Here is a 24436-nt window from a genome sequence, read left to right as displayed (position 1 = left end):
CCCTCACCAATTTTTACTCCTTGTTCGGGCGATGGGCGCTCGGACTCCGCAGTGAACCATAAGGAGCAACGTTTGCGTCATTATGAAATCGTGTTTCTGGTCCATCCTGATCAGAGTGAACAAGTCCCCCAGATGATTGAACGCTATCGCGGCATGATCGAAGGTGATGGTGGTCATTTCCATCGCCTGGAAGATTGGGGACGTCGGCAACTGGCTTATCCTATCAAAAAAGCTCATAAGGCCCATTATGTGCTGATGAATGTGGAATGCAGCGGCGCTGCCCTGGCTGAAGTGGAAGATGCTTTCCGTTTTAATGATGCGGTACTGCGGCATCTGATTCTGGCGCGTGAAGAAGCCGTGACCGAAGCGTCTTTTCTGGCCCGTGACGAAAATGATCGTCGTGAACGCGTCGAAACCGACAGCGAAGTAGGCGAAAGCGAATCCATTCACAGTGATAATGAAGCCGTTGAGACGGCCTGATTCAAGGAGCAGACAAGATGGCATTTAATCGGGATAGAGATCGGGACGGTGACGGCGATAAGCGCGGTGGTGGAAATTTTACCCGGCGTCGCAAATTCTGTCGTTTCAAGGCGGAAGGCGTCAAGGAAATTGACTACAAAGATCTGAAAACCTTGCAGGCTTATGTGGGCGAGACTGGTAAAATTGTCCCCAGCCGGATCACGGGCACCAGTAATTTGTATCAACGGCAGCTGACCACAGCCATCAAACGCGCGCGCTTTCTGGCCCTGTTACCTTACGTTGTGCGTTAGGGTTCTGACGGAGCGGTGACGGCACAGCCACAGGGCGGGGTTCTGCGCTGGTTTCTCAGTGGACGCTGGCAAGCCGGTTTAAGCATTGCTGTCCTGTTCAGTCTGGCTGGGTTAGTACCCTTTCTGGCTGCGCCCCTCTTCTTGAACTGTGTGGCATTGGTGGCTCTGGTCACTTTACAGGCAGGACGCAAGGAAAGTCTGGAAGTGCTGGTCATTGCTGGCATCGCCAGTATGCTCTTTACCTTTAACCCTTGGTTTGGGGTGCTATTTGCACTGGTAGCCTGGTTACCGGGGCGACTGTTGGGTGAGGGGCTGCATTGGGATACGCAGTGGAGTGGTGTGGTCTGGGTGCTGATTGGCTTGTCTTTGCTGATTTTGGTGCTGATGTTGTGGGTAGTCCCGCTGGGGGTCGGGCCAGACTTCTGGCAGACCCAGATGACGCAAATGCTGAAACCTTTGGCCAAGGAGATCAGCAAAGTGCAGATGGCGGCAGTTTTGCGCATGGCACCTTTGTTGCCAGGCATCATGGCAGCGGGTTTGGTTTTGCTATGGACCCTTGCGGCATTGCTGGCCAGTCGTTGGTACGAGCGTTATCAAGGTCTGGATCGACCGCAACGCGTTTACGGCAGTCTGGAATTGCCGGGCATGCTGATCTGGCTGGTGGTGGCCACTCTGCTGGGCATTAGTCTGCTCCACGGTGCATTGGCCTGGCCACTGCAAAATCTGGCGCTGCTGGTCGGGACCTGGTACCTCCTGCAGGGCTTGAGCTTTGTGCATTTGTGGTTTGCTGCCAAAGGCTGGCCCACCATGGCCTTGGTAGGACTGTATATTGCTCTGATTTTGTTGTCACAGTTGCTACTGGTACTGAGTGTGCTTGGCATTCTGGACAGGGTGTTTCACCTGCGGCAAAGACTATTGAGACCACGTTCCTGAGGAACGTTTTGCAAGGATTTTTGGGAGGAATTGAACATGAAAGTGATTTTGCTGGAACGTATTAACAAACTGGGCCGCCTGGGTGATGTTGTCGAAGTTAAACCCGGTTATGGACGTAACTTTTTGGTGCCCCAAGGTAAGGCAGTAGTTGCCAACCAACGGAATCTGGAAGAATTTGCCGAGCGTAAGGCTGCTTTGGAGCAGGTTGAAATGGAACGGCTGCAAGCCGCCCAGCAGCGTGCAGCGGCTCTGGCTGACGCCGTCGTGAAAATTGCCCTGCAGGCGGGTGAGGACGGTCGTCTGTTCGGTTCTGTGGGTTTGCACGATATCAGTGCTGCTCTCAAGTCACAGGGTCATGAAGTGGCGCATACCGAAATTCGTCTGGTAGATGGCCCCATCAAGCGGATTGGTGAATTCCCCGCCCGTGTCCATCTGCACCCTGAAGTCGAGCTGGATGTCATGGTTTTTGTCGAGCGGGCCTGATCACCGGGCACGCTGAGACGCGACCTTGTACGAAGAGGATGACTACGGCGGCGGGGTGAAAGCTCCGCCGCATTCCATTGAGGCCGAGCAATCGGTTATCGGTGCGTTACTGATTGATCCGGAATCTGCGGATCAGGTCATGGAAGCGGTCGCCGCAGAAGATTTTTATGAGCGTCGGCATCGGCTGATATTTCAGACGATCAGTAACATGCTCAATGCCGGTCGCGTCGTGGATGCGGTCACCGTATCAGAAACCTTGCAGGATCATGAGCATCTTGCTGATGCTGGTGGTGTGCAGTATTTGCTCTTGCTGGCCAATGAAACGCCCTCTGCGGCCAATGTGCTGGCTTATGCCCGCATTGTGCGTGAGCGGGCCACCCTGCGCCAATTGATTCGTGTCGGCCGGGAAATTGCCGAGTTGGCTTACCGACCTGATGGGCGCGAAGCGCGTATGCTTCTGGATGAAGCCGAAAGCCGGGTTTTTCAACTAGCGGAAGGGCAGCAGCGGGCAGGTAAAGGTTTTTTGCAGTTGAAAGAAGCCTTGCCCGCCGTGATTGATCGTATTGAGGCTGTCGCCCGGGACAAAAAAGGGGTGACCGGTCTGGCTACGGGCTTTGCTGATCTGGATGAAAAAACTTCGGGATTGCATCCGGGGCAACTGGTGATTGTGGCAGGTCGCCCCAGTATGGGAAAAACGTCCTTTGCCATGAATGTCGCCGAGCACGTTGCCTGCGTTGAAGGTAAAAATGTGCTGGTGTTCAGCATGGAAATGCCTACAGACGAAATTGTTTTGCGGGCCTTGTCGTCGCGGGGGCGAGTAGACCAGCACCGCCTGCGTAATGGTACCTTGGGAAATGACGATTGGCCACGACTGGCCCATGCCATTGGCGAATTGGGCACCGCCCCACTTTTTGCCGATGATTCTGCGGCCTTGTCTCCGGCCGACCTGCGTTCACGGGCACGCCGTCTGAAGCGCGAACAGGGCCTGGATTTGATTGTGGTCGATTATCTGCAGCTCATGCAGGTTCCGGGTAGAGGCGATAACCGGGTAGCCGAAATTTCCGAAATCAGTCGTTCATTGAAAGCCCTCGCCAAGGAGCTGTCCATTCCTGTCATCGCCTTGTCCCAGCTCAATCGTAGTCTGGAAAACCGTACTGAAAAGCGTCCACAAATGTCGGACTTGCGCGAGTCCGGGGCTATTGAGCAGGACGCCGATTTGATTTTATTTCTGTATCGGGATGAGGTGTACAACAAGGACAATGAAGAGGTAAAAGGCATTGCCGAAGTGATTATCGGCAAGCAGCGCAATGGTCCCATCGGAACCGTGCGGATGAGCTTTTTCGGCGAATATACCCGCTTCGAAAATTATGCGCCAACAGGCGGCGAATACGGTCACTAGATGACCCGCCCCATATTTGCCAAAATTTCCCCTTCAGCCTTGTGCCACAACCTCCAGGTGGCTCGTAATCATGCGCCTCAGGCCAGAATCATGGCGGCGGTCAAGGCCAACGCCTATGGACATGATGTTTGTGTTTGCGCTCCGGTTCTGGCCACTGCCGGTGTGGATGCGTTTGCCGTGGCTTCTCTGGAAGAAGCCGAAACGCTACACGCTTTGGGCCTAAACAAGCCGATTTGTCTGTTGGGTGGCCCTTTTACAGCGGAAGAAGTGCTGCTCGCCACCGAACGTGCTTACTGGCTGGTCATTCACGAAGATCGCCAACTCGCCTGGCTAGAAAGTCAGGTTCCGCATCGCGCTCTGCAAATTTTCATCAAGGTGGATACGGGCATGCACCGTCTGGGCTTTGCCCCGGAGCGATTAGGGGAAGTTTTTGCAAAACTGCAGCCCTATCCACACTGGCAGGTGCTGGGCCTGATGAGTCATCTGGCGCGTTCTGACGACCCGCAAGATCCATTCAATGATCAACAGATAGCGGTATTTGAGCGCATGGTCAAAGCGTATTCAGGTAACACGCTGGGCCAGCATAGTTTGGCCAACTCCGGGGCTGTTTTGAGTCTGCCTTCGGCCCAACAATATTGGGTGCGCCCGGGTTTGATGCTGTACGGATTATCGCCCTTCGCCGGTAAAAATGGTGTGGATGTGGGCCTACAACCGGTGCTTTCCTGGCAAAGTGAAATCGTCGCAACGCGTCATCTTCAGGCGGACGACTGGCTGGGTTATGGCGCCACCTGGCAGGCAGCAGAGGCCTGTCGGGTGGGGGTTGTCGCAGCAGGTTATGGTGATGGATATCCGCGTCAGTTGGGTTCAGGTGCTGCCATCAGGGTGGCCGGACAGGAAACCCGTACTCTGGCGCGGGTCAGTATGGATATGCTTTTTGTGGATATTACCCATATTCAGGCTGACATCGGCAGCAAGGTGACGTTGATGGGTGCCGAAGGACCCACTTTGGAAACACTCGCCCAGCAGCTGGATACCATCCCTTATGAAATGAGTTGTCGCATTCAGGTGCGTGTTCCCAGGAGGCTGCGGGCATGAGTCGTGATAAAAATGTATTCGTGTGCCAGGATTGCGGGAGTACCAGCAGCAAATGGCTGGGCCGCTGTCCGGATTGCGGAGCCTGGAACAGCTTTGTGGAACAGCGTGTCGAAAAAAGTAGTACGCGATCGCAGACCGCTTTTGCCAATGCGAGCCCGCCCCAGTTTCTCCATGCGGTACCTCTGGAAGATGTTGGCCGAAGAACGACCGGGTTGTCAGAGCTGGATCGGGTACTGGGAGGTGGGCAAGTCCCCAGTGCGGCCATTTTACTGGGGGGAGAACCGGGAATCGGTAAATCGACCCTGCTTCTCCAGACGGCCCATCACCTCAGTCTGAGTAGCAAGGTGCTCTATGTGACGGGTGAAGAATCGGCGGCTCAGGTGGCCATGCGCGCCCAGCGTTTGGGCCTCGGGAAAAGTCCGGTGCGGGTTGTGGCTGAAAACCATCTGGAAGCCATCGAAGCATTACTGCAGGCTGAAAAGCCCGATTTGTTACTGATTGATTCCATACAGACCTTGTATACCGATAGCCTGCAGTCGGCACCCGGATCTGTAGCCCAGGTGCGTGAATGTGCCGCCCGTCTGGTGCGTTTTGCCAAGGCCAGTGCAACCACCGTCTGGCTGGTTGGGCATGTGACCAAGGAAGGCGCTATTGCCGGTCCGCGTGTTCTCGAACACATGGTCGATACAGTGCTGTACTTTGAGGGAGAAGCGGGCAGCCCCTACCGGATTGTGCGCGCCATCAAAAATCGTTTTGGTGCAGCCAATGAGTTGGGCGTATTCCAGATGCAGGAAGCCGGATTGAGTGAGGTGGCTAATCCCTCGCAGTTATTTCTCTCCCAGCATGAAAAACCGGTACCCGGCAGTGTGGTGCTGGCAACGCAGGAGGGTACACGCCCGCTGCTCGTCGAGGTGCAGGCGCTGGTGACCCCCAGTCCATTGGCTAATCCCCGCCGCGTCGCCATTGGCCTGGATCCCAATCGCTTGTCTTTGCTGCTGGCTATATTGCATCGGCATGGGGACACTATGTTTTTTGATCAGGACGTATTTGTGAATATTGCCGGGGGAATTCGGGTCAATGAACCCGCCGCCGATCTGGCTGTGGCATTGGCCTTGTTAAGTAGTTTTCGCAACAAGGCCATGACGGGAAGACGGGTAGTGTTTGGAGAACTGGGTCTGGCGGGAGAGGTGCGACCCGTAGCCGATGCCCAGGGACGTATTCGCGAAGCGGTCAAACTGGGCTTTAAGGGGGCGATCACTCCGCGTGGAGATCAATTGCAGGCCCCCGGCACTTTCAAAATCACTTCGGTACTGCGCCTGGGTGATGCTATGGATGATGCTTTTTCGGGATCTTAGAGAGATTTTCCCCAACGGGTTTTCATGGCTTGCAAAATCTTCAAGGAGTCGTTACGGTAGCGACTGTATAGTCGTTAATTTGTCACGTAATATCCTGATATATGTAGTTTATTTTTGCTTCCACAAGAGGAGATACACCATGCAGAAATCGTTAGGTCATTCTATGAAATTCGGACTGGTTATGTTGGCGCTGGGAGGATTGGGACTAGCCGGCAATGTGGCTTTTGCCAGTGATGCCATGGCCGCAAGCCCGGCTCAGATTAAGGATTTTGCCCATGCTGTTGAGCAGATCAAACCCCTGAACGCGCAGGCTCATGCTGAAATCAGTCAGAAAGGTGTGAGTAAAGCCAAGCAGGACGCGGTCAAGAAATCCTATATGGAAAAAGTGGACAAAGTGCTGGCGACCAACCATCTGAGCGCCGGACAATATTCCAGCATGCTCAAGCAAACCCAGACTGATCCAGCCTTTGCCAAGCAGGTTGAAGCGGCTATACACTAAAATTCAAATTGGTGCCGCAAAGTTTGCAAGATTGCGGCTATCCATCTGATTGTATTAAAAAACGTTAGTTGGTCTGAAGGCTTTTTGCGCCAACGTCCCTTGCCTGTTGTTCTAAGGCGCGGGCCAAAGTCGCGGCAAAGCCTTCAGGCCAACTGACGTTTTTAGGTTGATTTGTGTGATAATAGGGGCATAGGAGGTTTACCTTATGCCCAAACTTGATTTACCTACTCCCGATTATGCATTCCGGCGGCGTCAGCTCATGCAGAAAATGCATGACTCTGCCGTTGCTATTATTCCTACGGCTGTCCCCAAGCAGCGTAATAGTGATGTGCAATATCCGTTTCGAGGTGATAGCGACTTTTTATACCTCACCGGATTTGAAGAGCCTGAGGCCGTCCTCGTCCTGATTCCCGGACATTCTGAGGGAGAGCAAATTCTGTTCTGTCGCCCTCGTGATCCGGCTCGGGAAACCTGGGATGGGCGCAGGGCGGGTCTGGAGGGGGCGCTGGCCCAATGCCAGGTGGATCGCTGTTATTCCATTCATGATTTGAATGAGCAAATACCGGCACTTCTGGAAGGCCGTGAACTTCTGTTTTATCCCATGGGGCAAAGCAGTGATTTTGACGCCAGAGTCATGCATTGGCGAAATCTGGCAAAAAGCAAAATTCGTCAAGGTATTCGTTACCCGCAGGAAGTGGTGGATGTCGGCGGTCTGGTTCATGAAATGCGCCTATTTAAGGATCCTGTCGAGCTGGAGTGTATGCGGGCCGCCGTGGGCATCAGTGGTGCCGGACATCGTCATGCCATGCGCCAGTGCCAGCCGGGAATGATGGAATATGCCCTATGTTCGGAAATTGAACATGTTTTTCGGCGCTTGGGTTCACCCAGCGTGGCCTATCCCAGTATTGTCGGCGGCGGTGAAAATGCCTGTATTCTGCACTACACGGAAAATAATGCGGAATTGCGCGACGGCGATCTGGTTCTGATTGATGCCGGGGCAGAAGTTGCCGGATATGCGGGGGATATTACCCGTACTTTCCCGGTGAATGGCGTCTATAGTCCTGCCCAGCGCGAAATCTACGAAATTGTACTGGCTGCTCAGGAGGCTGGAATTGCTGCAGTGCGGGCTGGGAGGCCGGTTTCTGATTATCATGATGAGGCGGTCAAGGTTTTGGTAGATGGCCTGCGTGATCTGAAAATCCTCTCAGGCAGTCGTGATGCCCTGATTGAACAGGGAGCTTATAAATCTTTTTATATGCATGGTACCGGTCACTGGTTGGGCCTCGATGTGCACGATGTGGGACATTATCGCAATAAAGACAAGACCTCGCGAAAACTGGAACCGGGAATGGTGCTGACGGTAGAGCCAGGTCTGTACTTTGCTCCAGCGAATCTTGCGGTACCGGAAAAGTGGCGAGGAATCGGAATCCGGATTGAAGATGATGTCGTGGTAACGGCGGCTGATCCCGAGATTCTTTCGCAAAATGTCCCTAAAAAAGTGGCAGACATTGAGGCCATGATGGCTGCGGGGCCAGCCTGAGCTGAAGTGTTCAGACGCCGCTTGTGCTGGGTTTGCTGGAATGCACAAAACGCAAGCGGGCTTTTCGTACGCCAAAGTTCATTGCTTGCTGGACGCTGCCCATAAGAATGTCTGCGGCCATGTGGTAACGGGGATTCATGGTGTCCCATACGATGCCATGAATAATTTTTCCCGAAGAGAGCATGATGTTGATTTTTTCTCCACAGCGATTGCTGCCGTTGCTGCGAAAGAAAAGATCGGGTGACAGGGCGATCTGGTCAGGCCGGGTGGGCCCGCAGGCTGACATGCCAGGATTGCTGTTGGTTTGGCTGGATAAGGCGTTATATGCTGTAACCCGTCGCAAATAAAAAACTTGATGGTGGATGATGAGCGCGCCATCCCCTTGTGCAGCAGTAGAATTATTGCGGGTGTTACTATCTGGATCGCTGGTTTTTTCCAGAACACCAGATTGAGAAGGAGGCACGACGACGGCTGTTTGAGGAGTGAGTTGCGTGAGCATCCCGGCTGGTAATCCTGAAGAATTAAGTGCCAGTGCATTCGGCAACAATAAAGCTATCAGGGCAACGCCCATTCCTGCGGACAGACTTTTAATCATAGGGTTCTCCCACTTTGAGCTGGCATTCTGAAGCCGGTTTCCAGTCGAAACACAGACGGATATTGTTCTCAAATCATGAAAAGGAACAATATTTTATAAAAATTCTGGAAAAAATCAAGGGGATAAAATATTTATAATAAAAACAGTTGGTTGCGATTGCGTCCTGAAGTTGCGCGTAGTGTTGTGCTGCCTTTTCTGCAACATAGGTTGAAAAAAATAGTATCCATAGTGACGTTGATGCTAGCGTATTGTTATTTTTTTAGTTATGATCCATCTGCTCGTTTTCCAACCCAACAAAGGAGACTGCTATGAGCAAGTTTACCACAGCTTTAAAAGTAACTGCGCTGATTTTGCCCTTGGGCCTGGCCGGTTGCGCTACCAGTTCTGACCTCGCTAAGGTTTCTGCCAAGGCTGATGCCGCGCAGTCCACCGCCAACGAGGCTCTTGCCAAGGCCAATGCCGCACAGAGCACTGCTACTGACGCTTTGAGCAAGGCTAACGCCGCACAGAGCACAGCTGATCAGGCCATGAGCACTGCCAATTCTGCCAACCAGAAGGCTGAAGAAGCCAATGAGAAGGTAGAGCGCATGTTCAAAAAGGCGATGATGAAGTAATTTTATCGTCGTACTGGATGTGCAAAGGCCCCGCCGGTTTCCGGCGGGGCCTTTGGTTTTTGGTACTTACATGAGGCTCTAGGAAGTTTGGTGGAGTTTTGTGTTATGTCATCATTCTGTCATTAAAGCTTCATCATATTGTCACATTACATGTCTAGACTTCTTGTCTCCGGTTAATAGAAGTTCTACCAAAGGACATGAAAATGACAGTAAAAAATACCTATCGTGTGACAGGAAGCCTTTTACTCGCACTATGTGCGCTGCACTCCGATACCTCCATCGCTGATGCGATTACCGCTTCCACCCGTAGCGTGGGGGATGATGGTTCCGTGAATGTGGGTGAGGTATCCAAAGCGGACAATCCTTCCATCTATGTTGCCCCGAAATCAGCGATCCCCAGTCAGCGCCAGATCTTCCGTTCTGGTTTGGCGGAGAAGGTCATCGGAAAAAAACAGATTGAAGCGGCTGGTCCTGGAGCTTCTGGTAATGAAATGTTGAGTATGGCACCAGGGGTGAATGTGATCAGCGGCTATACGGCAACGGGTGGTGGCAAAACGCAGATCAGTATCAATGGGGTCAAACAGGGCTGGCATATACCTGGTGGAGCCATTGATGATGGCAGTATTGCAACTACTTTTGATGGGGTTCCTATGGCAAACGTTGCCACAGGATTATGGGCTTCCCCCGACGTGAACCAGTCGTCGCTGATCAGTGGAATTCGGCTGACTTACGGTCCTGGTAATCCGGCAAACCGTTGGTACAACAGCATTGGTGGAACCATCAACTATATTCCGCTGCAACCGACCAAAAAATCCGGCGCAACGATCGGAATGACCTATGGAAGCTATGATTTCAAAAATATCCACTTTGCCATCAATACCGGCGAGCATGATGGTTTTGCTGCAGTCATCGGCGGTGGCTCAAGTTCTGGTAATAGTTACCTGAGTGCTCCAGCGGGTTCCATTGTCCGGCCGTTTGGCAGCAGCAATATGTCAAGTTATAGCTATGCCTGGTATTTCAAAGGAATTAAAACCTTTACAAACGGGAATGTTAGTTTAGGTGCCTATCTGGCAAAAGGACAATCTTATAAGCCCTTTATGCAGCTGCTGTCGCCTATTGAAGGTATTACCATCAATGGTCAGGATGTGGACAAAAAACCAATTCCAGGTCCGCTGTACAGTCAGCAAAAATCCGGATTTTATGGCGCTCTGCCTTACAAGGATGACAGTAATACCGTATGGATGCTTTATCAAAAAACAAATGTGAATATTGGCGCGGGTACTGAGCTTCATAATATGGTTTGGTTTCGCCACGGTGATAGACTGCATTACCAAATCAGTCGGTTTTTTCCTGAAGACTATGAATATTATACCCCGCATACCAATGCCTATGGTGATAAGCTGAGTTTTGTTACGCATTTGCCATGGAATGAGCTGGAGTACGGTGGTTATTTTATCAATGAACGGTATACCGTAGAAAATAACAATTTTCCTTATGGTACATATGACCCGGCGGCGGCTTTTAAACAAACCTATTTATATAAAACATTTGATTCAACGGCATTGGCAGCTTATCTGCAAGATCGCATCTCGCCCATTGCATCTCTGGATATTACCCCTGGGGTGCGCGTCGTAGGTTACCAAACCCGTTATACCCCCAATATGTGTGCAGAATCACCTGAGGCCTGTGCGCTGGATCCGAAAGGCGCAGATTCCAGCCTTCCAGCTTCTTCGAAAAGCTATGAACAGGTGGAACCGTCCCTGGCAATCAACTGGCGACCGATGCAGCATCTCGCATTATTTGCCAGCTACGCAGTCGCCTATAAAACTCCGGGTGCTGCAGATGACGGTGGTGGGGTATTTCAGAGCATCCCGACCAGCGCTCTGAGTCTGGAAGAGGGTCAGGAATATCAGGCAGGCATAAAATTTCATGTCAAGGAAGCACCGTATCTTCATAACTTTCTTGCCAGTGTGAACTGGTATTTCCTGCATTTTTCAAATCAGTTTATTCCTATTACTTTGCCTGATGATTCGGTGATCAATGCTCAGGGAACTTCCGATTATGACGGCGTCAACATCTCTCTGGAAGATGATCCTGTCTATTGGCTACATTTGTTTACCAATCTGAGTTTTGAAAAGGCGAATTTTACCCACTATGCCCTTCAGGGAGGGAAAAGCTATAATGGTCTGCCTCTGCCTTATGTCCCCTCCCAAACCGCCAATGTCGGTTTCTATACACAGAACTACGTTGCAGGGGTGGATCTTGAACCAAGGTTGTGGATGACCTATACCGGTCCACAGGCGGTATTTAACTCCATCACGAATGCGCCATCACCAGATATTAAAATGCCCGCTTTTACCCTGGTGAATTTTTCATTAGGCGCGAAAGTGTCGGTGCATTTCATGGGTTTGAATTATCTCAGTAGTAAATTGGAAATTATGAATCTGTTGGGAAGGAAATATAATCGGTATGTTCAGGTAGATAGCGGAAGTTCGGGTCAATTTGGTCCCTTGGGTGCAGGTGCGCTAGTGGGTTACGCTGGGGCGCCAAGACTGGTTTACTTTAGCGTATCTGCAAAATTCTAGATATTTTTATATGCCGGGTGAGCCAGGGTCACGTAATCGGGACCATTGGTAGCCCTGCGTTTATTTACTCTGGCAATTATTACTGCTCTTACTTCTAGGTGGATTTTATGAAAAATACCATATATCGACGTGATTTCATGAAGCAGATGCTTGGAATCACTGCAGGAATCATCACCGCACCCTACCTCATGACCTCGGCAAAAGCAGCAGGTACCACATCCTATAATCAATTACGTAATAATATTGATCATGTGGTGGTCATTTTTCAGGAAAATCGAAGTTTTGATCATTATTTTGGGACTTATCGTTCACCACATGGTGCAAAAATCCTGAACCTTTTGAGTGCCCAAGGTGAAGTGGATCCAAGATTTACCGGGCTACAGAAGGATATATCTGGAGTTCCCTATCAAACTTTGCCATTGCCAAATGATGTTCCTGGTTTTAAAAATGTGACTTTGATGAACAAACCTTTTCATCTGGAGCCATACATTCCATCTGATTCTGGGGTACGTTGGGATCCTACGCATCATTTTTTTCGCATGCGGGCAGAAATCAATAACGGGAAAATGGATCGTTTTGTCGCCCTGGCGCTATAATACCTCCAATACTATCAGCGCTGGTATGATTATGTGCGGCAAGGGCATATGCGTAGTGCGAATGATTTTGTTGATGACGCTAGGAGCGGAAAGTTGCCGCCTGTTTCGTTCATCAAGGCTGCAGGTCCTCATAGTGAACATCCTGGTGAGGATACGCCAGTGGCGGGAATGAACTGGGTAGAATCCTTGCTCAAAGCAGTCTCGGAAGGTCCTGCGTGGGGAAAAACTGCTATTTTTATTACCTACGACGAGGGTGGTGGTTTCTGGGATTCTGCGCCACCACCACAACTTGATGCATTTGGGTTGGGTACGCGTACCCCAGCACTACTGGTGAGTCCTTTCAGTCGTTCAGGTCTGGTAGATCACCATCTGGCACACACTGGCAGCATACTAAAATTCATTGAGACGCGTTTCGGGCTTGATCCGCTGACTGAACGTGATCGTGAAGCTTACGATATGCTTGCAGCTTTCGATTTTGATCAGACGCCCAAGGCGTTGCTATGAGAAATAAGCAACGCACAAAATTATTCATACAAAGAATGGAAAGCTTTCGCACTACCCAGGAGTAGGTTTACTTTTCATAACTACTTATCCCGTATACTCTTAACGGAACAACCTTATAAGGAGGTGTTCTCATGACTACAGCAAGACAGTTTGAGGAACCCATAACCAATCTATACGAAATGGACTTTCTGGCATGGATAGAAGACCAGGCCCAAGCCTTGCGTGCCCGGAAGGCAAGCGGCCTGGATTGGGACAATATTGTGGAGGAATTGGAGAGCATGGGTAGAAGCGAAAAAAACGCTCTCAGAAGCCATTTGCGAGTGTTGCTCATGCACTTGATAAAATGGCAATGGCAGCCTCAAAAACAGAGCAAGAGCTGGGCGACCACCATAAGAAACCAACGGCTTGAACTCAAATATCTCCTTAAAGACTCACCAAGTCTCAAGAGGCTGATTCCAGAAATGCTGCCAGACGCTTGGAATAATGCCGCTGACGAAGCTGCTTTTGAAACGGAGTTACCGATTTCCACCTTTCCAGAGTCGTGTCCTTGGGACATTGACACTCAAATCGTCGCTAACTGGTGGCCAGAATAAACACTAGTCACCGCAAGAGACCGAGGTGAGGCGAACCTCGCTATAGCATTGTCGCGCACCTGAATATAGTCCAGACAATAATTTGACTTGAAGAAAAACTCAGAAAATTATTATAACTGATTGTTTTATATGGGGTGGCTGACGGGGCTCGAACCCGCGACAACCGGAATCACAATCCGGGACTCTACCGACTGAGCTACAGCCACCATATTGAAGAGAACGCATGATACAACGGGCAAAGTTTGGCCGCAAGGCGACAGGCAGGAATTAATCCGCTTAATCCATGAACAATGAGCTGACAGAGTCTTCTTCAGCAATACGACGAATGGTTTCGGCCATAAGTTCGGCGACCGACAGTACGCGAATTTTCGGGCTATTCTGCGCTTCCTTGCTGAGCGGAATGGTGTCCGTAACTACCAGTTCATCCAGTTCGGAGCGCGCTATCCGCTCCATGGCCGGCCCGGAGAGAACCGGGTGAGTACAGTAGGCGCAGACCTTGACCGCGCCCTGGGCTTTGAGAGCATGAGCAGCCTCACAAAGGGTATTAGCGGTATCTACCATATCATCCACCAGTACGCAGGTGCGTCCTTCGACATCACCAATAATATTCATGACCACGGATTCATTGGGGCGGGGACGGCGTTTGTCGATGATGGCGAGATCCACTTCCAGACGTTTGGCAATGGCGCGGGCACGAACTACACCCCCTACGTCAGGAGAAACAACAATGAGTTCCGGGTAGCTTTTCCGCCAGATGTCACCCAGTAAAATGGGGGAGGCGTAAATATTGTCCACAGGAACATCAAAAAATCCCTGAATTTGATCTGCATGCAAATCCATGGTCAAAACCCGATTGGCCCCGGCGCTGGTGATGAGGTCTGCCACCAGCTTGGCAGTAATGGCCGTGCGCGAGCGGGATTTCCGGTCTTGGCGCGCATAACCAAAATAAGGCATGGCAGCAGTAATCCGGTTGGCCGAGGCACGTTTCAGGGCGTCAATCATGGTGAGTAACTCCATGAGATGATCGTTGGTAGGTGCGCAGGTGGGCTGGAGGACAAATACATCGCGCCCCCGGACATTTTCGAGGATTTCGACAAACACTTCGCCGTCACTGAAAGAGCTGACCTCGGCGCGACCAAGGGGGATTTGCAGAAAACGGGCTACTTGCGCAGCAAGAACAGGATTGGCGTTTCCACTGAACACCATAAGATTGCCGTGGGCCATGTGATGTCATTCTCTCTGTGCAGGTGGCAAAACAGTCCGAGGACAATTGGCTGGGGCGCCAGGGATCGAACCTGGGAATGCCGGAATCAAAATCCGGTGCCTTACCGCTTGGCTACGCCCCAAAAACTCATTACTCAGCAGGGTCAAATAGAGGATGTAGATTACATCCTTTGACTGCCCAGGATCGCCATGGCTCAGGAACCTGTCCAGCGATGGCCTGGGCGCTACTTGCATCTTCCGCAACCCCAAAAACACAGGCTCCGCTCCCTGTTAAACGAACATCGCGCAAACCATGACTTTTCAGCCATTGGATAGCGGATTCGACCTCCGGGTAGCGTGCACATACTGTGCTTTGCAGGGTATTTTCCATGACCCCGCCGAGAAACGCGCCTATTGTGCTGGGCGGGTGCTGTCGTGTCAATTCTGGAGCGGTAAAAATTTCCTGGGTACTGACAGCAATGCCGGGATGTACGAGTACATAATGAGATTCGGGGACCTCATCCAGGACAGAAAGCTGTTCACCGATCCCTTCTGCCCAGGCGCTTTGTCCAAAAATAAAAACCGGAACATCCGCACCCAGCTGAGTGCCGAGTGCCATCAGTTCCTGACGGGTAAAGCCGGTTCGCCAGAGGCGATTAAGAACGATCAGGGTGCTGGCGGCATCTGATGAGCCTCCGCCAATTCCGCCACCCAGCGGCAGAACCTTGTCGATGTGAATATGGACACCTTCCCGGATGCCCGCGCTTTCCATCAGCAGGCGCGCTGCACGGATGGTGAGATCATCTGCTTCAGCTACTGTTACGGCTCCGCCGCTTCGGGAGAGCTGACCTGCGGGTCGCGAACTGAATTGTAGTTGATCAGCAAAATCAATAAATTGAAAAACGGTCTGCAGTTCATGATAGCCGTCGGGCCGTTGTCCAACGACCCGGAGCATCAGGTTCAGTTTTGCCGGGGCAGGGTAGGAAATGCTCATGTTTATTCGGCTTGACCCATCTGCCACTGCGTAATGGCCATACGCAGGGCAATGCCTTCCGGACCATTTGCCTGTAATAATTTGGGCATGGTGAGTCCGCCGACAGGGGTGTACCGCAAATAATGGACCTGCCAGGGGCCGCTGCGGAGAATGTTCGGCAATCCTGAAGCGTTGTTGCTGATGGTGCTGGTATTGCCGCGCAAGGCGAGCATCCAGTCCGGCAGCTCCGCAGCCGGGAGTTCGACATGCAAGACCATGCTCAGTAGCGTGGACAGATTGCGCGCTTGCCGATGTTCTCCGGTAATGGTTTCCAGATGCGCACCGGAAGCATCCACCGTGATACGTGCCACAGTTCTGCCCAGTGGGTCATAAATGGAAAGTTCCTGAAGCTGGGGCGACTGTTCCCAGCGAAAACCGAAGTTTTCGTTTTGTTTGGGTGTGCTGAGGACTGCTTCGCCACTGGCACGCCAGTATTTCAGGCTGGAAACCACCTGATTACGTTCCGCCGTGGGGAGAATGCTCGATGTGTTGGGATGCACGGGAGTAATCGTCGCGCAGGCCGACAGCGTCAACGCAAAAATGACCCCGGCACCGAGTTGCAGAGGCCGGTTCAGCATCGTAAAGAGGGGAAACATGTGGAAAGAAGGTTTCATGGCTGGCGGGTCAGTTCCTGGCGGAGAGGGGTGTCATTGGGATTTTTATCCAGCGCCTGTTGCCAGATGTTACGGGCTTCCTGATGTTTGCCGAGAGCCCAGAGGATGCGTCCCAGATGCATGCTGAGTTCGGGATCATCAGGAAGAGACTGGTGGGCTTTTTGCAGGTATTCCAGAGCTTTCCGGTTGTCGCCCTGGCGATGATGGAGCCAGCCAATACTGTCCAGAATCTCCGGGTTTTCGGGTTCAAGTTCAATGGCTTTATGTAAAAGAGTGCTGGCTTCGGAGAGATTCTGATTTCTTTCCACAAGGCTGTAGCCCAGAAAATTATAAGCCTGGGCATTATCAGGGGCGAGCTGAATGACCTGATGCATGGATTTCTCCATGGCCGGAAAATCATGTAGTTGTTCCTGGACGGCACCTTGGGCATACCAGAGTTCCGCATTTTCCGGAAGGCGTTCGAGAGCTTGCTGAAGTATTTGCAGGGCTTGCTGCAGGTGGCCGCTGCTTTGTAATAAACCGGCCTGGAGAAGGGGAATCTGCGCCTCTTTGGGATGGGCAGTTGCCAGCGTTTGCAGGCGGGTCAGGGCTTTTTTATGGTCACCCAGCTGATACTCCACACGCGCACTGTGCAGCTCCACTTCTGCGTACAGGGGGCCGGAGTGAATGCGTTGATACCACTGCAGAGACTCTGCCCAGCGGCCCTGGGCCTCATACAACCGGCCCAGATAATATATGGGTGCGGGAGATTGGGGGGCGAGATCGCGGGCGTGCTGCAGACTGCTTTCAGCCGCCTGCCAGTTGTGGCGTTCAATATCCATGATCCCCAGGGACAAGGCGATTTCGGGATTGTCCGGATGCTGCTGCGCCATTCCCTGATACAGCCGGTAGGCCTGGGTTGTGCCTCCCATCTTCAAATACAGCGCGGCCAGATACTGGCGCGCTTTTGTCGCTTCAGGATGGCGGGCTGTAAAAGACTGAATACTGTGCAGGGCTGCGGTCGGCCCTTGGGAGGCTTGCAGGGCCTCGGCCAGTTGAATGGCCGCTTCCTGCCAGTCAGGTCGCAGGCTGAGCGCTTTTCCCAGCCAGGTGATAGCATGATCGGGCTTGTTTTCGATCAGATCAATGCGACCCAAGGTATAGTAAGCATTCGCAGAATTTGGATTTTTGCTGGCCAGCGCTGTCAATAGTCGCTTCGCTTCGCCACTTTGGCCGTGGGCAATCAGTAATTCCGAAAGTTGCAGGGTGATTTTGGGGTCATCAGGAAAGCGCGCCAGAGTTGCCTGGAGCAGGTTGATGGCTTGCTGTTCATGACCTTTGGTCAGCAGCAGTGCTGCCTCAAACTGGTCGGCCTTGGCGCTGTTAGGTGCCAGTTCCCGCCATTTTCTGGCCAGGGTCAGGGCGTCATCAAAATCTCCAAAACGAGCGGTAGCCTGGGTGGCGCGCTCTAAAACATTTGCCTCGGGAGCCAGTTTGGCCGCTTCTGCCCATGCCGGTATGGCGAGCTTCGGCTCCTGCTGCAAGGTCGCAAATTCGGCAACCAGGAGGTAATACAACTGTTCTCCAGTCATCCCGGCAGGGTTGGCATCGGCCACAGCGTTTCCAGCGATGAGGCTGAGCAGTATTCCTGCCACCATGCCGCTCAGCTTGCTTCTCATACCATCTGCTCCGGATTAATCATTCAGCAAGCACAATAACTGCTGGCGCTGCGGCTTGCAATCCTGTGCGCGGTCAGCGACAATTCAGCCCCTCCATCGTCGCTCTGCAGGGACGGTCGCTGCTATTTTCTGCTTTGGTCTAAGTCATCATACTGCCCCGATTGCGGTTCGGGAAAAGGTTGCCTTTTCTCCGGAATCGCTGGCTGTGGCGCATCGCGATCTGCTTGATCAGGGACTCGTTAAGGAAGTTCTGATTGTATCTACCTGCAACCGCACCGAAATTTACGTGCATGGCGGTCATGGGTCGAATCGTCAGGCCTTGCAGAACTGGCTCTGTGCTTTTCATCAGATTGATCCCCGTTCTCTGGATGGACACATTTATTACTCCAGCGACGCAGAGGCTGTCCGTCATCTGTTTCGGGTAGCCTGCGGCCTCGATTCCATGATTATTGGTGAACCCCAGATTTTGGGACAGGTGAAAGATGCCTATCAGGTGGCTGCTGACAGCAGTGCAGCCGGTCCGGTCTTGAATCGCCTGCTGCACTGGACGTTTCGGGTTGCCAAACGGGTGCGTTCGGAAACTGCCATTGGCTCTGCTCCAGTGAGTGTGGCCTATGCTGCGGTCAGTCTGGCCAAACAGTTGCTCGGTGGTCTGGAAGGTCGATCGGTATTACTGATTGGGGCTGGAGATACCATAGAACTGGTGGCTACCCATTTGCGGGAGCACGGCGTAAGTACATTTGCTGTGGCCAATCGCAGCTCCGAACGTGGTGAGCAACTGGCCGCAAAGTTTGCGGGCAATGCCCATGCCCTGGAAATGATCCCCAGTCTGCTGCATGACGTCGATGTGGTGGTCAGCTGCACGGCCAGTACCCAGCCCATTGTCAGCCGTGAGGCGGTATCTGCCGTCATGGCGCAGCGCGAACGTGGCGACCTGATGCTGGTGGATCTGGCCGTACCCCGGGATATTGCCCCCGAGGTGGAAAGTATTGAGCAGTGTTATTTGTACACGCTGGATGATCTGAATGATATTGCCCAGGCGGGAATGCGGGCGCGACGTGAAGCCGCTGCAGCCGCCGAGCTGATTATTGCCGATGAAGTGGGCCAATTTCAGCAGTGGCGCGAAAGCCTGGATGTGGTGCCGGCTATCCGCCGTCTGCGCGATCACGTGGAAGAACGGCGCCAGGACGAAGTGCGGCGTTTTCAGCATTATCTGGATCAGGGCCAGGACCCGCACGCGGTACTGGAGGCTTTTTCCAAGGCGCTGATCAATAAAGTGCTGCATGATCCCATTGCGACCTTGCGCCAGCCTTGCCAGGAAGCCACTAATGAGAGCCTGGTCGCGGCTTTAGACATTCTTTTTCATCTCAGTGATGCTGAAGGATGAGCCTCAGTCCGCGTTTGCAGGGCCAGCTGGAACACTTGGCCTTTCGCTTTGAAGAACTGAGCCAGATGTTGACCAGCCCTGAGTTGGTCAATGATACCCAGCGCTTTCAGAGTCTTTCCAGAGAACTGGGTGAAATCAGCCCCATTCTGGATTTGTTGCGCCGTCACGAACAGCGTCAACGCGATCACGATGATGCGGAAAAAATGCTGCTTGAAGAGCGCGATCCCGATTTGCGGGAAATGGCCCATGACGAGCTGGCCAGCGCCAATAATGATCTGGAGGAACTGGAAGAGTCCTTGCGCTTACGCTTGTTACCCAAAGATCCCAACGATGAGCGCAATGTTTTCGTGGAAGTACGTGCGGGGACCGGGGGAGAAGAAGCTGCCCTATTTGCGGGTGATCTGGTGCGCATGTATACCCGCTATGCAGAGAGTCAGGGTTTTGCGGTGCTGATGTTGTCGGCATCGGAGTCGGAGCGGGGCGGCTACAAGGAGGCCGTCCTGGAAGTCAGCGGGCGCGGCGCTTATTCCCGACTCAAGTTTGAATCGGGCGGTCATCGGGTTCAGCGCGTCCCGGAAACTGAAGCCCAGGGGCGCATCCATACCTCCGCCTGTACGGTGGCAGTATTGCCGGAGGTGGATACGGTCAGCGAGATCAATATCAATCCTGCGGATTTGCGAATTGATACCTTTCGAGCCAGTGGCGCCGGTGGTCAGCACATCAACAAGACCGATTCGGCTATCCGGATTACCCATATTCCTTCGGGGCTGGTGGTAGCCTGTCAGGAAGATCGCTCACAGCACAAAAACCGCGCCAGGGCGATGGCCTTGTTACAGGCCCGACTGCTGGAAACGGAGCAGGAAAAACAGCAGAGCAGTGCTGCGCAAACCCGACGGCTTTTGATTGGTTCTGGCGATCGCTCCGAACGCATTCGTACTTATAATTTTCCGCAAGGACGCCTGACGGATCATCGTATCAATCTGACCTTGTACCGGCTGGAAGCTATTCTGGCGGGTGATCTGGATGCCGTCATCGAGCCGCTGATCAAGGAATATCAGGCCGATTTGCTGCAAAATCTGGGTGATGATTAGTCTTCAGGATTGGCAGCGCCATCTGGCTGCGCAGTTGGCGGCAGTCAGTGACCAGCCCACCCAGGAAGCGCGCTGGTTGATGACCCTTGCTCTCGGTCTCCGTTCCACGGAACTTCTGGTAAATCCTCAACAGGTTTTGACTCCCGCTGAAAAAGCGCAATTGCAGACACTGCTGGACCAGCGACTCAGCGGTGTGCCTCTGGCTTACTGCTTGGGTGAATGGTCCTTCTATGGACTGGATCTGGCAGTCAATGCTGCAGTATTAATTCCGCGTCCCGATAGTGAATTGCTGGTCAGTCTGGCGCTTCTGGAGAGTCGGGTAGAGGATGGCTTGCAACTGCTTGATTTGGGCACGGGGTCCGGAGCGCTGGCCTTGGCGCTGGCCCGTGAACGGCCGCAAGCCAGAATTTTTGCGGTGGAGCAAAGTCCGGAAGCCTTGGCTGTCGCCCGCCTGAATGGGAAGCGAATCGGGGTAAAAAACATTCAGTGGTTGCAAGGTGATTGGTATGCTCCCCTGAATGCTGGCCTGCGTTTTGATCAAATTATTTCCAATCCGCCTTACCTTGCCAGTAATGATCCGCATCTGCCGGATTTGCAACATGAGCCCAGGACTGCGCTGGTAGCCGGTCCAACCGGTCTGGAATGTCTGGAACAGATTATTTTCGGTGCCCGTTCGCGATTACACCCGGGGGGACGTGTTTTGCTGGAACACGGTTACGAACAAGCGGCTGCAGTGTCCAAGCTCCTGCAAGAGCATGGTTTTCAGCAAATACAGACGCACTGTGATCTGGCGGGCAGAGAACGAGTAAGTAGCGCCAGGAGTCCTGAGCATGCCTGAATTACCGGAAGTGGAAGTAACCCGCCTGGGAATCAGTCCGCATCTTTCGGGTAAAAATCTGCGGGGCGCAATTGTGCGTGAATCACGTTTGCGCCTGGCTGTGAATGCGGATTTGAGTGCGCAGGTTGCTGGTCAGAAACTGGAGCAAATAAGACGGCGCGGCAAATATCTGCTGCTGGATTTGCAACGAGGCAGTATTCTGATTCATTTGGGGATGAGTGGACACTTGCGGGTACTCCCGCAGGACACTCCGGTAGAGAAGCATGATCATGTGGACCTGCTTTTTGATCAGGATACGTGTTTGCGTTTTCATGATCCCCGCCGTTTTGGTGTGCTTTGCTGGCTGAAAGAAGTGGATGCGCACCCATTGATTGCTCGCCTCGGTCCGGAACCTCTGGGCGATGATTTTTCCGGGACCTATCTCCATGCTCAGAGTCGTCAGCGCCAGATTCCGGTAAAAGCCTTCCTGATGGATGCGCATCAAGTGGTGGGGGTAGGAAATATCTACGCCAATGAGGCTCTTTTTGCCGCAGGCATTGATCCGCGTCGCCCGGCCGGGCGCATCTCTCTGGCTCGCTACACCCTCCTGGCCGCCGCCGTGCGTTCCGTGCTGGAAGCCGCTATTCAGCAAGGGGGAACCACTTTGCGCGACTTTACCCGACCAGATGGCAGAAATGGATATTTTCGACTATCTCTGGCGGTATACGGACGAGAAGGACAAGCCTGTATCCGCTGCGGAAAAGCTCTGCAGGGAATACGCATTGGCGGGCGGGCGACTACTTATTGTTCCCATTGTCAGCACTGACCTGTCGGGAGTACTTATGAGCATTGAGCAGTCGATTACCCGGTCACCGATTTTGGAGGGCTTGTCTGCGCTGAACCGCTGGCGCCAGGATCTGGTCAGTGGTCTGCACGAAATGGCGGCACTCACTGCCGACCTTGGCCTGCTGCCCAGCGGAACCATGCTGCAGCTGGAAACTCTGGCCTATGATACCGAACAGGACAGTCTGCGTATTGCTTTTGTCGGGGAGTTTTCCCGGGGTAAAACCGAGCTGATCAATGCCTTGTTTTTTTCGGATATGGGCCAAAGGCTGCTGCCTTCCAGTTCCGGCCAGACCACCATGTGTCCCGTCGAAATTCGCGGTGCGCCGCAAGGTCGTCCCGGTCTGCAGCTCCTGCCCATCGCCAGCCGTAGCCTCGATGTCAGCATTGAAAAGCTTAAAAAGGCGGGAAGTGCCTGGCGTAAATTTCCCTTGTCTTTAGCAGACAAAAAGGAGCGATCCGAGTCATTGGCGCACTTGACGGAAACGGTTTGTATGGCCGTAGAAGATGCCAGGCGTATTGGTCTTTGCCCGCCGCTGAACCGCACCCCCAAAAATCGTGAACGCACGGTTTGCCCTTCTTGCGGATTGGGTAAGGTACTCATTCCGCGCTGGCGACACGCCATATTGTACCTGGCGCACCCGGTATTGGATGCAGGCTTGACGGTGCTGGATACTCCGGGGCTCAATGCCATTGGTGCAGAGCCGGAACTAACCTTCAGCATGCTGGCAGATGCAGAAGCTATTGTATTTCTTCTGGGCGCCGACACCGGGGTAACGCAAAGTGATCTGATGATCTGGGATCAATATCTGATGCGCAATGCCCATCAAAAGCAAATCGTACTTTTGAATAAAATTGACACCCTTTGGGACGAGTTGCGGGAAGAAGACGATATTCAACAGGAAATTACCCAGCAGGTGGCTAATACGGCAACCCGCTTACGTATCAGCCCCGATCAGGTCATTCCGGTTTCCGGTCAAAAAGGCCTGGTTGCCCGAATCCGTCAGGATGCAGAGCTTCTGGAACGCAGTGGCCTGGCCGCGCTGGAACGCTCCATAGCGGAAGTGCTTTTGCCAGCCCGTCATGAAACCATCAAGGAAAAATGCCGGGCACGCATAGAGCGGGCGGTGCTGGATCAAAAAAATATTTTGCAGGATCAGCGCCATCGTCTTTTAGAGCAAATGGATAGTGTACAGAGTCTCAAGGAACGTACGGCTGAAAAAATTCCCAAACTGGTTGAACAGCACCAAATCCTGCTCAAAAATTTTGAGAAGGATCGACAGGCTTTTGAAGAGAAAAAAGCCCAGTTCCGCCAGGCAGTGGAAGAGTTGTTGCTGATTCCTCTGGCACCCAGCACCTTTGATCTGGTGATCAGTAACGCCAAGGCGGAAATGCTTTCAGCCTGGACAACCGCAGGAATTGTCGAGCGGTTTCGGCAGTTTTTCGGTGAAGCCATTGCCCACTTTGACCGGGCACTGGAGGGTGCACAACAAGTGTCCGCCATGGTCGCGGAAGAATATCAGGCCTTGCAGAAGCGTTACCGGCTGCCTCCCTTGCGGGCCGTACCCTACGCCATGATGCCCAGACGTGCGGAATTGATGGATATGTCTGAAAGTTACGAGCGTTTTGGGATGATGCTGGAAATTGCGGTAAACACCCAAAGTAGCGTGGTGCGTAAGGCATTTTTAACGGTAGCGGGCCGTACCCGGGATTTTGTCGTCGAAACCCGTCGGGAAGCAGAAAACTGGGTGGATGAAATCATGGCCGTCATGAACCAACAACTCCAGCTATTTCATCAAAATGCCGAAGAAGAGCTGAATGCACTACAAAGCATTGCTACAACCATGGGTAATATTGATACGAGAGTGCAGCAGCTGGAACAGAGTCTTGCCGAGATTCAGGAGCAGAGCGACCGGCTTGATCGGCAGTCTGCTCCACTGCTGAGTCTGCTGAGAGAGCCTTTCAGGCCTGTCCGGTAAGTTGCCGGAATTTGCTTTGCAGTTGTTCAGCAGATTCTGCATGGTCAGGATCTTTGCTGATACAATCCACCGGACAGACTTCCATGCATTGGGGCGTGTCGTAATGGCCAATGCACTCGGTGCAGAGATTTGGGTCAATGACATAGATGTTCGGCCCCATGCTGATGGCGCTGTTTGGACATTCGGGTTCACAGACATCGCAGTTGATGCAGTTGTCATCAATAAGCAGAGACATTTATTTCTCCTTGGA

Annotated in this window: 25 protein-coding genes and 2 tRNA genes; 19 read left to right on the top strand and 8 right to left on the bottom strand. The window is 52.7% G+C overall.

Annotation, left to right across the window (positions count from 1 at the left end):
• Window positions 1-72: 72 nt before the first annotated feature.
• The 9 genes from rpsF to pepP all read left to right on the top strand — a co-directional run bounded on the left by rpsF (window position 73) and on the right by pepP (window position 8074).
• Window positions 73-480, top strand: a complete 408-nt coding sequence (gene rpsF, locus HJG40_RS02145) for a 30S ribosomal protein S6 (protein ID WP_215862673.1) — start codon at window positions 73-75, stop codon at window positions 478-480.
• A 17-nt stretch (window positions 481-497) separates the two neighbouring features.
• Complete coding sequence (gene rpsR, locus HJG40_RS02140) at window positions 498-770, top strand: 30S ribosomal protein S18 (RefSeq protein ID WP_010637680.1); 273 nt, start codon at window positions 498-500, stop codon at window positions 768-770.
• A gap of 15 nt (window positions 771-785) precedes the next feature.
• Window positions 786-1703 carry a DUF2232 domain-containing protein gene (locus tag HJG40_RS02135; RefSeq protein WP_215862672.1) on the top strand — a complete coding sequence of 306 codons (918 nt, stop codon included), beginning with the start codon at window positions 786-788 and terminating at the stop codon, window positions 1701-1703.
• A gap of 36 nt (window positions 1704-1739) precedes the next feature.
• A complete protein-coding gene (gene rplI, locus HJG40_RS02130; protein WP_215862671.1) occupies window positions 1740-2186 on the top strand; it encodes a 50S ribosomal protein L9 in 447 nt (148 codons plus the stop codon).
• Window positions 2187-2211: 25 nt separating this feature from the next.
• Window positions 2212-3585: a replicative DNA helicase gene (gene dnaB / locus HJG40_RS02125; RefSeq protein WP_215862670.1), complete on the top strand. Its 1374-nt coding sequence runs from the start codon at window positions 2212-2214 to the stop codon at window positions 3583-3585.
• Complete coding sequence (gene alr / locus HJG40_RS02120; RefSeq protein ID WP_215862669.1) at window positions 3586-4680, top strand: alanine racemase; 1095 nt, start codon at window positions 3586-3588, stop codon at window positions 4678-4680.
• Entirely contained in the window at window positions 4677-6035 is a 1359-nt protein-coding gene (gene radA, locus HJG40_RS02115; RefSeq protein WP_215862668.1) for a DNA repair protein RadA, read from the top strand. The genes alr and radA overlap by 4 nt, the downstream gene beginning before the upstream one ends.
• Before the next feature lie 139 nt (window positions 6036-6174).
• The gene (locus HJG40_RS02110; protein WP_215862667.1) at window positions 6175-6534 is read left to right on the top strand and encodes a DUF4168 domain-containing protein; all 360 of its coding nucleotides are present in this window, start codon (window positions 6175-6177) and stop codon (window positions 6532-6534) included.
• Window positions 6535-6739: 205 nt separating this feature from the next.
• Window positions 6740-8074: a Xaa-Pro aminopeptidase gene (pepP, locus tag HJG40_RS02105; protein WP_215862666.1), complete on the top strand. Its 1335-nt coding sequence runs from the start codon at window positions 6740-6742 to the stop codon at window positions 8072-8074.
• A 10-nt stretch (window positions 8075-8084) separates the two neighbouring features.
• On the opposite strand, the gene HJG40_RS02100 is transcribed toward pepP, so the two are convergent.
• Complete coding sequence (locus HJG40_RS02100; RefSeq protein WP_215862665.1) at window positions 8085-8669, bottom strand: RlpA-like double-psi beta-barrel domain-containing protein; 585 nt, start codon at window positions 8667-8669, stop codon at window positions 8085-8087.
• 308 nt (window positions 8670-8977) lie between these two features.
• Between HJG40_RS02100 and HJG40_RS02095 the strand changes: the two genes are divergently transcribed.
• The 5 genes from HJG40_RS02095 to HJG40_RS02080 all read left to right on the top strand — a co-directional run bounded on the left by HJG40_RS02095 (window position 8978) and on the right by HJG40_RS02080 (window position 13561).
• Entirely contained in the window at window positions 8978-9283 is a 306-nt protein-coding gene (locus tag HJG40_RS02095) for an Lpp/OprI family alanine-zipper lipoprotein (RefSeq protein WP_024892891.1), read from the top strand.
• 203 nt (window positions 9284-9486) lie between these two features.
• Window positions 9487-11868 carry a TonB-dependent receptor gene (locus HJG40_RS02090; RefSeq protein ID WP_215862664.1) on the top strand — a complete coding sequence of 794 codons (2382 nt, stop codon included), beginning with the start codon at window positions 9487-9489 and terminating at the stop codon, window positions 11866-11868.
• A 107-nt stretch (window positions 11869-11975) separates the two neighbouring features.
• Complete coding sequence (locus tag HJG40_RS15015) at window positions 11976-12464, top strand: alkaline phosphatase family protein (RefSeq protein WP_226856866.1); 489 nt, start codon at window positions 11976-11978, stop codon at window positions 12462-12464.
• A 48-nt stretch (window positions 12465-12512) separates the two neighbouring features.
• On the top strand, window positions 12513-12968 hold the full coding sequence (locus HJG40_RS15010) for an alkaline phosphatase family protein (RefSeq protein WP_226856864.1): 456 nt from the start codon (window positions 12513-12515) through the stop codon (window positions 12966-12968).
• Window positions 12969-13099: 131 nt separating this feature from the next.
• The gene (locus tag HJG40_RS02080; protein WP_215862663.1) at window positions 13100-13561 is read left to right on the top strand and encodes a DUF29 domain-containing protein; all 462 of its coding nucleotides are present in this window, start codon (window positions 13100-13102) and stop codon (window positions 13559-13561) included.
• 130 nt (window positions 13562-13691) lie between these two features.
• Here the strand turns inward: HJG40_RS02080 and HJG40_RS02075 are convergent.
• From HJG40_RS02075 to HJG40_RS02050, 6 genes are all read right to left on the bottom strand, one after another.
• A tRNA-His gene (locus HJG40_RS02075) sits at window positions 13692-13767 on the bottom strand.
• A 70-nt stretch (window positions 13768-13837) separates the two neighbouring features.
• On the bottom strand, window positions 13838-14785 hold the full coding sequence (locus tag HJG40_RS02070) for a ribose-phosphate pyrophosphokinase (RefSeq protein WP_215862662.1): 948 nt from the start codon (window positions 14783-14785) through the stop codon (window positions 13838-13840).
• Between the two features lie 47 nt (window positions 14786-14832).
• Window positions 14833-14907, bottom strand: a tRNA-Gln gene (locus HJG40_RS02065).
• A gap of 8 nt (window positions 14908-14915) precedes the next feature.
• A complete protein-coding gene (ispE, locus tag HJG40_RS02060; protein ID WP_215862661.1) occupies window positions 14916-15758 on the bottom strand; it encodes a 4-(cytidine 5'-diphospho)-2-C-methyl-D-erythritol kinase in 843 nt (280 codons plus the stop codon).
• A 2-nt stretch (window positions 15759-15760) separates the two neighbouring features.
• Window positions 15761-16411, bottom strand: coding sequence for a lipoprotein insertase outer membrane protein LolB (gene lolB / locus HJG40_RS02055; RefSeq protein WP_215862660.1), 651 nt, complete (start codon window positions 16409-16411; stop codon window positions 15761-15763).
• Window positions 16408-18069, bottom strand: coding sequence for a tetratricopeptide repeat protein (locus tag HJG40_RS02050; RefSeq protein WP_215862659.1), 1662 nt, complete (start codon window positions 18067-18069; stop codon window positions 16408-16410). The genes lolB and HJG40_RS02050 overlap by 4 nt, the downstream gene beginning before the upstream one ends.
• Window positions 18070-18124: 55 nt before the next feature.
• On the opposite strand from HJG40_RS02050, the gene hemA reads away from it, so the two are divergent.
• From hemA to HJG40_RS02025, 5 genes are read left to right on the top strand one after another with little or no spacing between them, the layout of a single operon-like run.
• Complete coding sequence (gene hemA / locus HJG40_RS02045; protein WP_215862658.1) at window positions 18125-19456, top strand: glutamyl-tRNA reductase; 1332 nt, start codon at window positions 18125-18127, stop codon at window positions 19454-19456.
• On the top strand, window positions 19453-20547 hold the full coding sequence (prfA, locus tag HJG40_RS02040) for a peptide chain release factor 1 (protein WP_215862657.1): 1095 nt from the start codon (window positions 19453-19455) through the stop codon (window positions 20545-20547). The genes hemA and prfA overlap by 4 nt, the downstream gene beginning before the upstream one ends.
• On the top strand, window positions 20540-21385 hold the full coding sequence (gene prmC / locus HJG40_RS02035; protein ID WP_215862682.1) for a peptide chain release factor N(5)-glutamine methyltransferase: 846 nt from the start codon (window positions 20540-20542) through the stop codon (window positions 21383-21385). The genes prfA and prmC overlap by 8 nt, the downstream gene beginning before the upstream one ends.
• The gene (mutM, locus tag HJG40_RS02030) at window positions 21378-22190 is read left to right on the top strand and encodes a bifunctional DNA-formamidopyrimidine glycosylase/DNA-(apurinic or apyrimidinic site) lyase (protein ID WP_215862656.1); all 813 of its coding nucleotides are present in this window, start codon (window positions 21378-21380) and stop codon (window positions 22188-22190) included. The genes prmC and mutM overlap by 8 nt, the downstream gene beginning before the upstream one ends.
• 16 nt (window positions 22191-22206) lie before the next feature.
• Window positions 22207-24186: a dynamin family protein gene (locus HJG40_RS02025; protein WP_215862655.1), complete on the top strand. Its 1980-nt coding sequence runs from the start codon at window positions 22207-22209 to the stop codon at window positions 24184-24186.
• Here the strand turns inward: HJG40_RS02025 and HJG40_RS02020 are convergent.
• Window positions 24170-24421, bottom strand: a complete 252-nt coding sequence (locus tag HJG40_RS02020) for a YfhL family 4Fe-4S dicluster ferredoxin (RefSeq protein ID WP_215862654.1) — start codon at window positions 24419-24421, stop codon at window positions 24170-24172. The genes HJG40_RS02025 and HJG40_RS02020 overlap by 17 nt on opposite strands.
• Between the last annotated feature and the right edge of the window lie 15 nt (window positions 24422-24436).

The sequence above is a fragment of the Acidithiobacillus concretivorus genome, assembly GCF_018853445.1.
Taxonomy (GTDB): Bacteria; Pseudomonadota; Gammaproteobacteria; order Acidithiobacillales; family Acidithiobacillaceae; genus Acidithiobacillus; species Acidithiobacillus concretivorus.
This window is presented reverse-complemented; position numbering and strand designations above follow the sequence as displayed.

Coding starts and splice junctions, on each gene's coding strand:
- HJG40_RS02070 (WP_215862662.1), bottom strand. CDS start 14,785: ATGGCCCACGGCAATCTTATGGTGTTCAGTGGAAACGCCAATCCTGTT.
- rpsR (WP_010637680.1), top strand. CDS start 498: ATGGCATTTAATCGGGATAGAGATCGGGACGGTGACGGCGATAAGCGC.
- HJG40_RS02100 (WP_215862665.1), bottom strand. CDS start 8,669: ATGATTAAAAGTCTGTCCGCAGGAATGGGCGTTGCCCTGATAGCTTTA.
- HJG40_RS02050 (WP_215862659.1), bottom strand. CDS start 18,069: ATGAGAAGCAAGCTGAGCGGCATGGTGGCAGGAATACTGCTCAGCCTC.
- radA (WP_215862668.1), top strand. CDS start 4,677: ATGAGTCGTGATAAAAATGTATTCGTGTGCCAGGATTGCGGGAGTACC.
- HJG40_RS02095 (WP_024892891.1), top strand. CDS start 8,978: ATGAGCAAGTTTACCACAGCTTTAAAAGTAACTGCGCTGATTTTGCCC.
- HJG40_RS02020 (WP_215862654.1), bottom strand. CDS start 24,421: ATGTCTCTGCTTATTGATGACAACTGCATCAACTGCGATGTCTGTGAA.
- mutM (WP_215862656.1), top strand. CDS start 21,378: ATGCCTGAATTACCGGAAGTGGAAGTAACCCGCCTGGGAATCAGTCCG.
- alr (WP_215862669.1), top strand. CDS start 3,586: ATGACCCGCCCCATATTTGCCAAAATTTCCCCTTCAGCCTTGTGCCAC.
- pepP (WP_215862666.1), top strand. CDS start 6,740: ATGCCCAAACTTGATTTACCTACTCCCGATTATGCATTCCGGCGGCGT.
- HJG40_RS02080 (WP_215862663.1), top strand. CDS start 13,100: ATGACTACAGCAAGACAGTTTGAGGAACCCATAACCAATCTATACGAA.
- HJG40_RS02090 (WP_215862664.1), top strand. CDS start 9,487: ATGACAGTAAAAAATACCTATCGTGTGACAGGAAGCCTTTTACTCGCA.
- prfA (WP_215862657.1), top strand. CDS start 19,453: ATGAGCCTCAGTCCGCGTTTGCAGGGCCAGCTGGAACACTTGGCCTTT.
- HJG40_RS15010 (WP_226856864.1), top strand. CDS start 12,513: ATGCGTAGTGCGAATGATTTTGTTGATGACGCTAGGAGCGGAAAGTTG.
- HJG40_RS02025 (WP_215862655.1), top strand. CDS start 22,207: ATGAGCATTGAGCAGTCGATTACCCGGTCACCGATTTTGGAGGGCTTG.
- ispE (WP_215862661.1), bottom strand. CDS start 15,758: ATGAGCATTTCCTACCCTGCCCCGGCAAAACTGAACCTGATGCTCCGG.
- HJG40_RS15015 (WP_226856866.1), top strand. CDS start 11,976: ATGAAAAATACCATATATCGACGTGATTTCATGAAGCAGATGCTTGGA.
- lolB (WP_215862660.1), bottom strand. CDS start 16,411: ATGAAACCTTCTTTCCACATGTTTCCCCTCTTTACGATGCTGAACCGG.
- HJG40_RS02110 (WP_215862667.1), top strand. CDS start 6,175: ATGCAGAAATCGTTAGGTCATTCTATGAAATTCGGACTGGTTATGTTG.
- prmC (WP_215862682.1), top strand. CDS start 20,540: ATGATTAGTCTTCAGGATTGGCAGCGCCATCTGGCTGCGCAGTTGGCG.
- rplI (WP_215862671.1), top strand. CDS start 1,740: ATGAAAGTGATTTTGCTGGAACGTATTAACAAACTGGGCCGCCTGGGT.